The organism is Methylobacterium oryzae (assembly GCF_036441375.1).
GTDB lineage: Bacteria > Pseudomonadota > Alphaproteobacteria > Rhizobiales > Beijerinckiaceae > Methylobacterium > Methylobacterium oryzae_A.
This window is the reverse complement of sequence record NZ_MLCA01000015.1, coordinates 150,027-162,740: the sequence shown is the minus strand read 5'-3', so window position 1 is coordinate 162,740 and position 12,714 is coordinate 150,027. Positions and strand designations below refer to the sequence as shown.

At 71.0% G+C, this 12,714-nt stretch carries 9 protein-coding genes and 3 pseudogenes; 7 read left to right on the top strand and 5 right to left on the bottom strand.

What is annotated here, in order from left to right; translation table 11 throughout:
- Positions 1 to 11 precede the first annotated feature (11 nt).
- The gene (locus MOTC310_RS28825; protein ID WP_331291770.1) at positions 12 to 560 is read right to left on the bottom strand and encodes an acyltransferase; all 549 of its coding nucleotides are present in this window, start codon (positions 558 to 560) and stop codon (positions 12 to 14) included.
- A gap of 345 nt (positions 561 to 905) precedes the next feature.
- Between MOTC310_RS28825 and MOTC310_RS28820 the strand changes: the two genes are divergently transcribed.
- From MOTC310_RS28820 to MOTC310_RS28805, 3 genes are all read left to right on the top strand, one after another.
- Positions 906 to 2,204, top strand: a complete 1,299-nt coding sequence (locus MOTC310_RS28820; protein WP_331291771.1) for a polysaccharide biosynthesis/export family protein — start codon at positions 906 to 908, stop codon at positions 2,202 to 2,204.
- 97 nt (positions 2,205 to 2,301) lie between these two features.
- Positions 2,302 to 4,659 carry a GumC family protein gene (locus tag MOTC310_RS28815; protein ID WP_331304243.1) on the top strand — a complete coding sequence of 786 codons (2,358 nt, stop codon included), beginning with the start codon at positions 2,302 to 2,304 and terminating at the stop codon, positions 4,657 to 4,659.
- 1,970 nt (positions 4,660 to 6,629) lie between these two features.
- The gene (locus tag MOTC310_RS28805) at positions 6,630 to 7,457 is read left to right on the top strand and encodes a response regulator transcription factor (protein WP_331304241.1); all 828 of its coding nucleotides are present in this window, start codon (positions 6,630 to 6,632) and stop codon (positions 7,455 to 7,457) included.
- A 252-nt stretch (positions 7,458 to 7,709) separates the two neighbouring features.
- Here the strand turns inward: MOTC310_RS28805 and MOTC310_RS28800 are convergent.
- From MOTC310_RS28800 to MOTC310_RS28790, 3 pseudogenes are all read right to left on the bottom strand, one after another.
- Positions 7,710 to 8,342: pseudogene (locus tag MOTC310_RS28800) on the bottom strand (UDP binding domain-containing protein); the annotation flags it as partial.
- A 1-nt stretch (position 8,343) separates the two neighbouring features.
- Positions 8,344 to 8,479: pseudogene (locus tag MOTC310_RS28795) on the bottom strand (Holliday junction branch migration DNA helicase RuvB); the annotation flags it as partial.
- Positions 8,470 to 9,396, bottom strand: a pseudogene (locus MOTC310_RS28790) (UDP-glucose dehydrogenase family protein); the annotation flags it as partial. The pseudogenes MOTC310_RS28790 and MOTC310_RS28795, both read right to left, overlap by 10 nt.
- 395 nt (positions 9,397 to 9,791) lie before the next feature.
- On the opposite strand from MOTC310_RS28790, the gene MOTC310_RS28785 reads away from it, so the two are divergent.
- The 4 genes from MOTC310_RS28785 to MOTC310_RS28770 all read left to right on the top strand — a co-directional run bounded on the left by MOTC310_RS28785 (position 9,792) and on the right by MOTC310_RS28770 (position 11,478).
- Positions 9,792 to 10,013: a DUF6894 family protein gene (locus tag MOTC310_RS28785; RefSeq protein WP_331291776.1), complete on the top strand. Its 222-nt coding sequence runs from the start codon at positions 9,792 to 9,794 to the stop codon at positions 10,011 to 10,013.
- Between the two features lie 153 nt (positions 10,014 to 10,166).
- Positions 10,167 to 10,346 (top strand): hypothetical protein, encoded by a 180-nt coding sequence (locus MOTC310_RS28780; protein ID WP_331304240.1) that lies wholly within the window; start codon positions 10,167 to 10,169, stop codon positions 10,344 to 10,346.
- A gap of 346 nt (positions 10,347 to 10,692) precedes the next feature.
- A complete protein-coding gene (locus MOTC310_RS28775) occupies positions 10,693 to 10,998 on the top strand; it encodes a hypothetical protein (RefSeq protein WP_331291778.1) in 306 nt (101 codons plus the stop codon).
- 171 nt (positions 10,999 to 11,169) lie between these two features.
- On the top strand, positions 11,170 to 11,478 hold the full coding sequence (locus tag MOTC310_RS28770) for a hypothetical protein (protein ID WP_331304239.1): 309 nt from the start codon (positions 11,170 to 11,172) through the stop codon (positions 11,476 to 11,478).
- Positions 11,479 to 11,492: 14 nt separating this feature from the next.
- Here MOTC310_RS28770 and MOTC310_RS28765 read toward each other — a convergent pair whose 3' ends face one another.
- A complete protein-coding gene (locus MOTC310_RS28765; RefSeq protein ID WP_331304238.1) occupies positions 11,493 to 12,518 on the bottom strand; it encodes a glycosyltransferase family 2 protein in 1,026 nt (341 codons plus the stop codon).
- Positions 12,519 to 12,714 lie beyond the last annotated feature (196 nt).

Sequence of the window (12,714 nt, the reverse complement as noted above, 5' to 3'; positions counted from 1 at the left end):
CTGCGTTCCCCTCAAGCAACCTGCAGAGGCTCGGCCGGCTCGGGCCGCGGCGACTGGACGGATCGGGCGCGCGCGGCGCTCTCGGCGCGCTTGGTGCGCGTGTCGCCGACGACCCGCGCGGGGCATCCGGCGACGATGGCGAAGGCCGGGACGTCCCGGGTCACGACGGCACCGGCGCCGACCAGGGCGCCCTCGCCGATGGTGATCCCCGCCACGATGGTGGCGTTGGAGCCGATGGAGGCGCGGGCCTCGACCACGGTCTCGACGAGCTCCCACTCGCCGTCCCGCTTCAGGCTCCCGTCCGCGTTGGTGGCTTCCGGGTAGAGCTCGTTGGTGAAGACCACGCCGTGGCCGACGAACACCTCGGCCCCGATCGAGACGCCCGCGCAGATGAAGCTGTGCGAGGAGATCTTGCAGCGCGGGCCGATCCGGCTGCCGCGCTGGATCTCGACGAAGGGGCCGATGCGCGAACCGCTTTCGATCCGACATCCATAAATATTGACTAGATCCGGGTAGAAGATACCCACATCCGGTCCAATATCCGCATCGGTAATCGGCATACCCGCCGCTCCTTCCGCCGAACTTCTGTGCGTCAAAACTGCACAGAGCCGCGGACGGACGGGAACCCAGGCTTTCGATGCGGTTCGTCCGTCGAAAGGCGAACGGCGCCCATCCGGGGTGGCCCCTCCCGGCCCCGGCGCGCCCTTCGGGTCACGGGGCCTACGCCGAAAGGCGAAGCCCCCGCCCCGGCATGGATGCGCGCGCCCGCCATTTGGAGGAGTCCCGGCTGGCTCGGCCGTTACGCATCATGCCGTCTCAGCCCTCATGAGCCCGTGAGGCCGGCGCGCGGTCCTGCCGCTCGATCGCCGCGCCCGGGCTCCGGGGGCGAGCCAAGGGGACGATGCGTGTCGAAGACGTCTACGAAGACCGCGGCCAACCGCGCCACCACCCGCGCCGCCCGCGCCGGACTCGCGGCGTGCCTGCTCGCCCTGTCGGCGCTGCCGGCGGCCGCGGAGTACCGCATCGGCCCCGGCGACACGATCGAGGTCACGGCCCTCAGCATCCCCAGCTTCAAGCAGGAGGCGACGGTCTCCACCGACGGCACCGTGATGGTCCCGCTGCTCGGGGACGTGCCGGCCGCCGGGCTGACCGTCGCGGAGCTGCGCCAGAGCCTGCAGAAGTCGCTGCCCGCCAAGGCGGTGCGGCAGCGCAACTCCGAGGGCAAGGAGTCGATCGCCGTGCTCGAGCCCGACGAGATCGGGGTACGGATCTCGAAGTACCAGCCGGTCTACCTGAGCGGCGACGTGACCAAGCAGGGCGAGCACCCGTTCCACCCGGGCATGACCGTGCGGCAGGCGATCGCCCTCGCGGGCGGCTACAACCTCCTGCGGTTCAGGATGGAGAACCCGGTCGTCGAGACGGCGAATCTGCGCGCCGAGTACGACAGCACCTGGGCGAGCATCCAGCGGGAATCCGCCACGATCTGGCGCCTGAAGGCGATCGTCGCCGCGTCGCGGGGCGACAAGTCCGCGCCGCCGCCGGACGCCGCTCCGGGCAGCCGCGCGACTCCCGCGCAGAAGCTCGCCGAGCAGCAGCTCCGGGTGCAGATGACCGACATCGCCAAGGAGAAGGACCACCTGCAGCGCTCCCTCGCCCGGACGCAGACGCAGTTCGCCAGCCTCAGCGAGCAGCAGAGCAAGGAGAAGGAGGGCGTCACCGCCGACGCCGAGGAGTACGACACGGTGCGCGCGCTGTTCCAGCGCGGCGCGGTGGTCACGACGCGCCTGACCGACGCGCGCCGCGCGGTCCTGCTCTCCTCGACCCGCGCCCTGCAGACGACGGTCCAGCTCACCCAGCTCGAGCGCGACAAGAGCGAGGTCGGCCGCAAGCTCGAGCGGGTCGACGACGTGCAGGCCATGGACGCCCTGGAGAAGCTCCAGGTCGCGGAGAACAACCTGGCGACGTTCCGGTCGCGCCTGAACAGCATCAACGACAAGCTGGTCTACACCGGCGCCCTCCGGGCCCAGCTCCTGTCCGGAAGCCGCGCGCGGGCGACGATCGCGGTCTTCCGGCAGAGCGGTCCGGCCAAGACGCAGATCGACGCCGCCGAGGACACGGAACTCCTGCCGGGCGACGTCGTGGAGATCGCGCTCAGGCCGGATCCCGCCATGCGGGGCGTCGGCGACGGGGCCGGCCAGAACTGACCCACCCGCCCCGGCTCGACGCGCCCATCGGGCCGAGTCGGCGTCCCCCTGACGGAGAGCGCCCCGAGGCGGTGACCGCCGCGGTGAGGAGAGAGCCATGAACCGACACTCGACCAGCGCGTCCTTCCTGCCGATCGGCGCGACCCGCCCCGGCGGGACCGGAGCCTGGCGCGGCCAGCACTTCTCGCCCGAGACGGAGGCCCAGGTCTCGATCCTGACCATCGCGCGCCAGAACTGGCGGTCGATCCTGGCCCTGGCCGCCGTCGGGCTGGTCTGCGCCGGGATCTACGTCGCGACCGCGCCGGCCATCTTCACGGCCCGGGCTCGCGTCTACATCGAGAGCCGCTCCAGCCCGGTGACGGCCCGCGACACGCCCAATGCCGGGACCCCGCTCGAGATCGCCGAGGTCGAGAGCCAGGTCGAGTACATCCGCTCGGAGAAGATCGCGCTCGCCGCCGTGCACAGGCTCGACGCGTCGGCCCTGCAGGATCTGGCGGTGCCGACGCACCCGCTCTTCGCGAAGGTCCGGGAGTTCGTGAAGGCCGCCAAGGCGCTTCCCCTCCGGCTGATCGGCGCCGAACGCCCGGTCCTGGACCCCGCCCCCGTCAGCCCGGACCTGCGTCAGGCGCGGACGCTGCGCGAGAACGTCGAGGCCAGCCGCATCGGCGCCGCCTACGTCATCGAGGTCGGCTACAGCGCCGACAATCCCGCCACGGCGGCTTCCGTCGCGAACGCGGTGGCCGAGGCCTATGTCAGCACCGAGCTGGAGAACCGGGCCCAGGTCTGGAAGGTCGCCGGCGAGTGGATGCTGCCGCGCCTGAAGGAACTCCAGCAGCGCGCCAGCCAGGCCTCGCGCGAGGCCCAGACCTACAAGGCCGAGCACACCATCATCGACCTGGGCAAGCGCGGCCTCGTGGGCGAGCAGCAGGTGGAGGAACTCAACACCGCCGTGGCGGCCGCCCGGTCCAAGACCGTCGATGCCCGCGCGGTGCGCGACCAGATCCGCGGTCTGCTCGATTCCGACATCGCCGATCCGGGGATCACCGAGGCCTTCAAGGACAGCGTGATCATCCAGCTGCGCCGGCAATATGTCGACCTCGTCCAGCGCGCCGACGACCTGAAGCGCCGCCTCGGCCCCGACCACGAGGCGGTCCAGGCGATCCAGCGGGACATCCAGGCGGCCAAGCAGTCGCTGCGCACCGAGCTCGAGCGCCTCGCCGTGTCCCTCGACCACGATTACGAGGTCGCCAAGGCGCGCGAGGACAGCATGACGGCGGCCTTCGACGCCCTGATCTCGAAGACGCTGATCATGAGCAACGCCCGAGTCAAGGCGAAGGAGCTCGACCGCACCGCCGAGACCTACGACCAGATCTACACGAACCTGCTCCAGCGCTACATCGACGCCGTCAACCAGCAATCCTATCCGCAGCCCTCCGCCCACGTGATCACGCCCGCGACCGTGCCGGAAGCCCCGAGCGCGCCCCGCGGCAGCCTGATCATGCTGCTCGGTCTCCTGGTCGGCACCGGGTTCGGCGTGAGCGGCGCCTTCGCGCGGCACTGGTTCGACCGGACGATCCGCACGCCCCGGCAGCTGACCGGCCACGGCCTGACCTGCCTCGCCGCCCTCCCCGAGCTGCGGCGCGAGCCCGGCTTCCGGGCGGCACTGGCGCTGGCGCAGGCCCATGCCAACGAGGCGCAGCGCCCGGCCAGCGTCGAGGCGTTCCGGGCGAGCGCCGTGCGGTTCATGCCGCAATCGGTGTTCGTCGAGCGCCTGCACAGCCTGAAGGCCCACGTCCTGGGCAGCGACCGCCGCGGCCCGGTCTTCGCGATCGGCGTCACCTCGGTGGGGGCGGGCGCGGGCAAGACCCTGTTCGCGAGCAATTTCGGCCAGCTCCTCGCCCGCGCCCGGTCGAGCTCCGGCCGGGTGCTGATGATCGACGCCGACGTGCGGCAGGCGACGCTCTCGCGGCTCAGCCAGGCCACCGAGCAGCGCGGCCTCCTCGACGTGCTCGCCGGCCGCTGCTGCGCCACCGAGGCGGTCCGCCCCCAGCCCGGCGAAGTCCGCCTGCTCGCCTGCGGCAACCGTCACCCGAACGATCCCCATTTCAGCGATCTGATGACCCCGGAGGGCGTCGCGGCGGTTGTCGGGGACGGACGCTCCGCCCTCGACCGCGTCGTCGTCGACCTGCCGCCGGTGGACGAGCTCCCCACCCTGCGGCCGCTCCTCGACGGGCTCGACGGCCTGATCATCGTGGTCGAGGCGGGCCGGACGAGCATCGACGACGTCGCCGCCGCCGTGCACGATCTGGAGTCGAGCGGCAGCACCGTGCTGGGCATCGTGCTCAACAAGACCAATGACGGGCCGGCGGTCCGGCGCGGCGGCTTCCGCAGCGCGCTGACCCGCTGGGCCACGGCCCGGCACAGCGCCCGCGGCGCCACCCGGGCGGCCTCGTGACCGGCCCNGTGACCGGCCCGCTCGCCGAGGGCCTCGACCCCGTGGCGGCCTTCGCGCCGGCCCCGGTCGCGCCGGCCCCGGCGCTCGGGGTCTCCGCGAACACCTCCGCGAACACCTCCGCGAGCACCTCAGCGGCCGCGCGCGGCCGCCGCGTCGCCTTCTTCGGACATGACAGGGCCGAGCCCACGGTCCGGAAGCGGATCGACGCCATCCGGGAAGCCGGGTGGTCGGTCATCGTGTACGCCTTCGAGCGGGACCGCCCGGGCGGGGTGCCGGCCGAGGCTCCGGTGGCGGACGACATCGTCCCGCTCGGCCTGACCGTCGACCGCAACTACGCCCGCCGCCTGCCGCGCCTCGCCGTCGGCATCGTGCGGGCGCTGCGCCGCCGGCGCGACCTGCGCGCGGCGGACGTGATCTACGTGCGCAACCTCGACATGGCCCTCGTGGCCTGGACCTCGGCGCGCCTCGCCGGGAGCCGGGCGCGCCTCGTCTACGAGGTGCTCGACATCCAGCGGCTGATGGTCCGGCCGGACGCTCCGGGGCGGGTCGCCCGCGCGATCGAGCGCTGGCTCCTCGGCCGGAGCGACCTCCTCGTCGTCAGCGCCCCGGACTTCATCGACCGGTATTTCCGGCCCGTCCAGGGCTTCGCCGGCGCGTGGCACCTGCTCGAGAACAAGGTCATGGGCCACCGGCTCGGGGAGGTGGCGACCCGGCTCGACCGCACCCGGACCGCGGAGCCGCCCTGGGTGATCGGCTGGTTCGGGACCCTGCGCTGCCGCCGGAGCCTGACGATTCTGGCCGCCATCGCCGACGCCCTCGGCGACTCGGTGCGGATCGTCCTGGCCGGGCGCCTCTCCGAGGAGGACATCTCACCGCGCACCCTGGCGGACACGCTGGACGGCCGCGCGAACATGTCGTTCCGCGGTCCTTACGCGAATCCCCGAGATCTTCCGGAGATTTACAGCGGGATCCACTTCAGTTGGGCAGTCGATTACCTCGATGACGGACTGAATTCGGACTGGCTCCTGCCGAACCGGCTCTATGAGGGCGGCCTGTGCGGCGCCCTGACGCTCGCGCGCGCCTCGACCGCCACGGGACGCTACACCGTGGCGGAGCGCCTGGGCTGGGCGTTTCCCGAGCCGCTCGCGGAATCGGTGACGGCGTTCCTGCGGACGCTGACGCCGGCGGCCTACGCGGAGCGACATGCCGGCCTGCTCGACCGCGACCTCGCCACGTTCGTCGATGTCGACGGCATGCGCGATCTCCTGCTCCGGCTGGACTAGCCCCTCGCCTCCGCGGCGGGTGCGGAGGCCGCGACGGACCCGCCGGTGATTCGCCCGCCGTGCGGGACGGCGCACCGGGCGCCTCTCCTCCCCCCGGCGGGTGCCGTTCGGTACAGCACCGCACCAACGAAATCAGTACTCGGACCCCAAAATGGTAAAAGGCCGTGTCCGCGCGTCGCCTTCTAGCGTCAGCCGCGTAATGTCACCCTGCACCTCTCGAATACTCTCTCCCCGAATACCTAAATCCCATCCAGGCCACCGAATTGCGGCCGAACCTTCAGCAAGACACCTTGGCAATAAGCGGCGGCAAACAGGACGACGTTTCCATATTCCTAAATCCGGACTTTGAGCGACTACATTCGGAAAGATCTTGAATCAATCCACCGACGGGCCGCGACTGACCTTGCGAATGCATCCCTCCATCAGCATCGCATCGCGCAATCAAACAAATTACCGTGTACGTACGTAGTGCGCGATGATTGTATTTAGCCCTGCAATTTAAGCGTTTAGATTCAGATAGGGTATTTACAGACGATTTTACGAAAGCTAGCATTGTATCCGTGGTCATCGGCAATCGCCTCAAGGCGACCGACGCCACCGCGTATCTCAGTGTCACGCCGTCGGCGAGCGCATTGGGTATCCCGTCATCGCTGACATTCGGCTTCCTTCGAAAGGAGGTAATTCTCTATGGCCAGTCTTGGTACTCGAGACGCGCTCACCGTCGTTGAGCGGGACACGGCCGAAAGCCGCGGCGGCTTTTCGGGTGCACATGCCGGAGACAACCCGGTCGTCGTCGAGCAACGGGACCAGTCCCGGGGCCGCTCCAGCCGCATCGTCATCATCGATCGACGGCAACTCGTCGGCCGATGCCTCGCCGCCTCTCTCAGTGAGGCCGACCGGCAGACTTCGTTCGAAGTCTTCGCGGACATCGAATCGTGGAAGCGGCAGAAGCCGTTCGTCCCGGCGAGCGTGGTCGTGCTCTGCCGGCCGGACGGCAACCTGACCGAGACCGAGTGGACCGAGATCACGCGGGAACTGGCGTTCCTGCAGGGCGAGGCCGGCGCTCCGCCGGTGGCCGTCATCTCGGACGGCGAGAATCTCGACCAGATCGTGCGGATCATCAAGCTCGGCGTCAAAGGCTACATCCCGACGACGACCTCCGTCGACATCGCCCTGCAGGCCCTCCAGCTCGTGCAGGCCGGCGGCGTCTACATCCCGGCCGAGTGCCTCCTGCCCCTGCTGGCCAACATCAAGGTGGACGAGCCGGTCGAGGCCGGGGACGAAGACATCTTCTCGCCGCGGCAGCTCTGCGTGGCGCGGGCACTCCGCAAGGGGACGCCGAACAAGATCATCGCGTACGAACTCAACATGTGCGAGAGCACCGTGAAGGTTCACGTCCGCAACATCATGAAGAAGCTTAAGGCCAAGAACCGGACCGAGGTCGCCTACCTGACCAACAAGTACTTCCTCCGGGAAGATTCGAGCCTGGCGGGCGTGAAGGCCCCGGCGGCCTGATCGCTCCGGCGTCGGCCCCGCCGCGGCGGGGCCGCCCTGGCAGAACCTCGTTCCGGCGCGGCCGGACGGAGCTTCGGGGTCTCCTCTCGGACCGCCTGTTCGGGCGGCCCGGGAGGGGACCCGTTTTTCGTCGGACACGCCGCGAGGCGGCGGACCGCCCGCATGGCGGCGCGGACTGCGCCGCCGGACAGGCCCGCGGACCGGATCCGATCCGGACCGGACCGGTCGTGCGAAGGATCGCCGGGCCGCGCCTCAGGCGGTCGCGGCGGCGGCGTCCGCAGCCGACAGGATCTCGGCCCCGTCCCCGGGCTCGGCCGGGCGGCCGACGCTGGTGTAGGCGAAGCCGTGAGCCCGGACGTCGCCGGCCCGGTAAACGTTGCGGAGATCCACGAGGACCGGTCGCTGCATGGCCGCCCGCAGCCGGTCGAGATCGAGCGCCCGGAAGGCGTTCCATTCGGTGACGATCACCACGGCGTCGGCGCCCTCGGCACAGTGATAGGCATCCTCCGCGAAGGCGACGCCGGGCATGAGCGGCCGCGCCTGCTCCATGCCCTCCGGATCGTAGGCGCGGACCACGGCGCCGGCATCCTGCAGGCCGGCCACGATCGCCAGCGAGGGCGCGTCGCGCATGTCGTCGGTGTTCGGCTTGAAGGTCAGCCCGAGCAGCGCCACCGTCCTGCCCCGCACCGAGCCGCCGCAGGCCCTGATCACCTTGCGCGCCATGGCGCGCTTCCGCTGGTCGTTGACCGCCACCACCGTCTCGACCAGCCGCAGCGGCGTGCCGGCATCCTGGGCGGTCTTGACCAGCGCCAGCGTGTCCTTGGGGAAGCACGAGCCGCCGTAGCCCGGCCCGGCATGCAGGAACTTCGACCCGATCCGGTTGTCCTCAGGCTCAGGTACTTGCGGTCCATCACGTCGAGCCCGGCCCCGTCCACGTCGAGCAGCTGCAGCGCCCGGTCGGCGATCGCCCGCGTCACCGTCTCGGCCTCCGCCACCACCGCGAAGTCCCGCACCCGCCGCAGGCCCTGATCACCTTGCGCGCCATGGCGCGCTTCCGCTGGTCGTTGACCGCCACCACCGTCTCGACCAGCCGCAGCGGCGTGCCGGCATCCTGGGCGGTCTTGACCAGCGCCAGCGTGTCCTTGGGGAAGCACGAGCCGCCGTAGCCCGGCCCGGCATGCAGGAACTTCGACCCGATCCGGTTGTCCAGGCCGATGCCCCGCGCCACCGCCTGCACGTCCGCGCCCACCGCCTCGCACAGGTCCGCGACCTCGTTGATGAACGTGATCTTGGCCGCCAGGAACGCGTTCGCCGCGTACTTGGTCAGCTCGGCCGTCCGGCGGCTCATCGCCACGATCGGCGCCTGGTTCAGGTAGAGCGGCCGGTAGATCTGCTCCATGACCGCCGCGGCCCGCGGCTCGTCGGTGCCGACGACGATGCGGTCGGGGCGCTTGAAGTCGGCGATGGCGGCGCCCTCGCGCAGGAATTCGGGGTTCGACACGACCGCGAACTGCGCCTCGGGATTGGTCTCGCGGATGATGCGCTCGACCTCGTCGCCGGTGCCCACCGGCACGGTCGACTTGGTGACCACCACGGTGAAGCCGCGCAGCGCGCGCGCGATGCTCCGGGCGGCCGCGTAGACGAAGCTCAGGTCGGCGAAGCCGTCGCCGCGGCGGGAGGGCGTGCCCACCGCGATGAACACGGCGTCGGCCTGCCCGACCGCCGCCTCCAGATCGGTGATGAAGGACAGGCGATCCTGGCGGACGTTCTCGGCGACGAGGACGTCGAGGCCCGGCTCATAGATCGGCATGCGGCCGGCATTCAGCGCGTCGATCCGGCCGCGGTTGCTGTCGACGCACACGACCGTGTGGCCGAAATCCGCAAGGCACGCGCCGGAGACCAGACCGACATAGCCCGATCCGACCATCGTGATGTTCATGGATCCCTCGCCGCGAGCGCACCGACGCTCGGGTCTACGGCGGGCCGACGGGGCCACCAACATCATATCTTAGGCGTACGCCACTCTGCCGATCCGGCGTAGCGGGGCGATTCGGCCCGGCCGGTCCGAACCCGGCGCGGCCCGACCCGCACCCGCGACCGGGCCGCGCCCGACATCGCCATCCGGCCATCGCGGCGGCGGGACGGCTACGCCCTTCGGCGTATCCGGGGCCGCGGGTCGACGATCCTGCGAACATTTCCCCGGCGCATCACCCGAATTGTCAAAGACAGGCTGCTTTTTCCCGACCGCTTCGTCCGGGAACGCGGACGGCTGAGATGCTAGCCTCGATCTATAGAACTGAACTCCCCGAAGAGTTCCGGCGGAGGAGAACACTGTTGGCGGCGCGTTTCTACTTCGAGATCGCAAATGCCGAGGAGACGATCCACGACCTGGTGGGGGTGGAGGCTGCCGGCCTCGAGGAAGCCCTGCTCGAGGCGCGCAGCGTGATCGCCGAGATGGCCGACGAGATTACGGGAAATGGCCGGGAGCCGCCCTGGACTCTCCTCGTGCGCAACGAGGACGGCTGGCTGGTCGGCCGGCTGCCCATCCGGAAGTGACGGCCGGCGCCGCGCGGCCAGCCGCGGGTCGCGGCCGTTAAGGTATCGTTAACGGATCGTCCGGAGGATCGGGTCAGCCCTCGAACCGTGGCAGCCATGGCCGGAATGCCCCTCTCCCAGAACGTCCCGCAGGCTGCTCGGCAGGCGGATGCGATGGCTGCCCAGATGGCGCTGGCCGCCCACGCCCTGCGGGTGCGCGGCGATGCCGGGACCGCGGAAGCGCTCCTCGCGATGGCGCGGCACAACCGGATCCTCGGGCTCAAGCTGCGGATCGAGCAGGGTCTGGCGTCGCGCGGGGATCGCGCCGAGCGTCACGCCAGCGCCGGCCGGTAGCGGCTCCGTCGCCGACGAGGCGGGACGGGCCGCGCGACGGATGGTCCGGACGGACTCGGCCGGCCGACGATCCGCCATCTGCCCGCGCCGGGGCCGCCCTCGCGGGCGCGGGCCGATCCCGGCGCGCGGGATCCCTCTCACCGCCGCCGCGGTCGCGCGGCGCGGCCGCGATCCGGCCGGGCCGCCGACCTGCACAACGGGCCGGACCTTCGGCCGGGCGGCGGGCCTGCCGGTGGCCGCCCGAATGCAGGACGGCGTCCACATCGTCGATAGGGCGTGTCGGTTGGCGCCGAACGCGGCGCGTGATAGAGTAATCAAATAACCTCCGACAGGAAATTCAGTCGTCGTGTCGACCCCGGACGCCGGACATTCTGAGGTCAGCACGACCCTGGCGCTGGACATGGTGGGGCGCGCCTATCTGGCCCTCGCGCTGCTCTACGAGACGGCCCATCCGGGCGAGTTCGGCGGCGTTCAGCAGAAGATCCGCACGTTCGTCGAGGACAATTTCCGCATCATCCAGGAAACAAGCCGCAACGAGAGCATGACAACCGGCACGGTCGACGGCGCCTTTCAACTTGTGAACAGCGTCCTCTCCGAGGTCGAGAACAAGATCGCCACAATGATCCGCCCGACGCGACAGATGCGCGGCTAGACGATACCTTGAACTGACGCCCTCTACTCAGCGACTGTTGCAGTCGAGCCATGGCCGCCGATAAACGGCCCCGCGCCATAGGGGAGCGAAAATTGCACTGCCTCCCAACATCGACAGTCTTCGGCGGGCATGTTACCCGGCGAGAGGGGCAGCAATAAATTATCAAGCACGATGATGGGCAGTGACAATTGCGATCGGGGGGCCCGCAGTGCGGATGTCGCGCTCGAGGTTCTCGTCCGAGCCTATCACGCCCTCGCGGTGGTCTACGAGTTGTCCAGCCCCGGCGCCTACGCGGCGCTCCACGGCAAGATGATGCCCTATCTGCTGGACAGTTTCCGGCACGGCACGGCGCCGGACGCGGTCGATCCGGATCTGGACGCGACGTTCTCGACCGCCCTGGAACGGGTCCGCAGCGCGCTGGACGACGTCCGGTCCGACGTGGCGGCCGTGCGCACGCGCAAGGAGGAGCGCGACCGCTGAGCCGACGCGCCGGCTCAGCGCGCCGGCTCGAGGCGGTGCTCCGGCCCGAGGAGCAGGCGCGGACCGGTCTCCCGATCCGGCGCGGGAGCCGGCACGAGGCGCGCCAGCTTGGCGGCCAGGGTCACCGACAGGATGTGGCGCCACGCCAGGGGCGTGCCGAGCAGCTCCCGCAGGGCCGCCGCGTAGCCCTGGGCGCGCCGCCGGTCGAGGACGCGCCGGTGCTGCCAGCGCTTCGCCGTGGCGGCGCGGTGGGCCCTGAGGGCCGCGCGGGCCTCCGGGGCGAGACCCGGCCGGGCCAGCATGGCGTCGTCGAAGGCCAGCATCGCCCCGAGGTCGTCCGTCCGGTGCTGCGCGCTCAGCGAGTCCGACCGCTCGACCGCCACGTAGCCGCAGGGCGCCGTCACGGCGAACACCGCCCCGGCCGCCAGCGCCTCGACGTAGAGGGCGTAATCCTCCCCGAGCCGCAGCCGCGCGTCGTAGCGCAGCCCCTGCCGGTCCAGGAAACCCCGCCGCATGATCGGCTTCAGGAAGCCGAGTTCGCGCCGGAACGCGCCGGGGCGGGCGATGTTGCCGGTCACGAAGGCCGCGAGGGTGAGCCGCTGCGGCCGCCCGGGGCCGGTGACGAGGCCGGCGGCGGAGGCCGCCTCGCCACCGCGGACCATGACGATGTCGTCGGCGATCAGATCCCAGGTCCGGGGCGCGGACAGGAGACGGCCGAGCCTGCCGTCGAGGAAGTAGTCGTCGGCGTCGAGGATGCACAGCAGCGGGGCGGTCGCGGCCGCGATGGCCCGGTTCCGGGCCTCGGCGGGCCCGACATTCTCGGCGAGCCGGATCACCTGCAGGCGGCCCGAGCCGTCGTCGGCCGACGCGGCGGCCGCGCCGGTCCGGTCCGCGGAGGCATCGTCCACCACGATGACCTCGGCGACCTCCGGCTGCCGGAGCGCCGAGGCGATGGCGATCGCGATCGTGTCCGCGGCGTCCCGGGCCGCGACGATGACGCAGACCTCCGGGACGGGGGACGAGGCCTCTAAGCTGCGCACCGGACGACTCCGCGACTCTCCGGCCGATCCGCGCCGCGGCCGGCCCGCCGGCACGGTAGGGCGACCTCGGCGCGGCGCGCGAGATCGTCCGAAAGGAGGGGGCCGCCCTCGGGCCGGATCGTCCGAATGATCCCCGGCCGGCGGCGCCCCCGTCGCTACGATGCGCGCCGCCGCGATCCTGCGGTGACTGGTTGAG

What these genes read in the sequence shown, in the direction of transcription:
- MOTC310_RS28825 (WP_331291770.1), bottom strand. Translation starts at nt 560, where the DNA reads ATGCCGATTACCGATGCGGATATTGGACCGGATGTGGGTATCTTCTAC.
- MOTC310_RS28815 (WP_331304243.1), top strand. Translation starts at nt 2,302, where the DNA reads ATGAACCGACACTCGACCAGCGCGTCCTTCCTGCCGATCGGCGCGACC.
- MOTC310_RS28805 (WP_331304241.1), top strand. Translation starts at nt 6,630, where the DNA reads ATGGCCAGTCTTGGTACTCGAGACGCGCTCACCGTCGTTGAGCGGGAC.
- MOTC310_RS28780 (WP_331304240.1), top strand. Translation starts at nt 10,167, where the DNA reads ATGGCTGCCCAGATGGCGCTGGCCGCCCACGCCCTGCGGGTGCGCGGC.
- MOTC310_RS28770 (WP_331304239.1), top strand. Translation starts at nt 11,170, where the DNA reads ATGATGGGCAGTGACAATTGCGATCGGGGGGCCCGCAGTGCGGATGTC.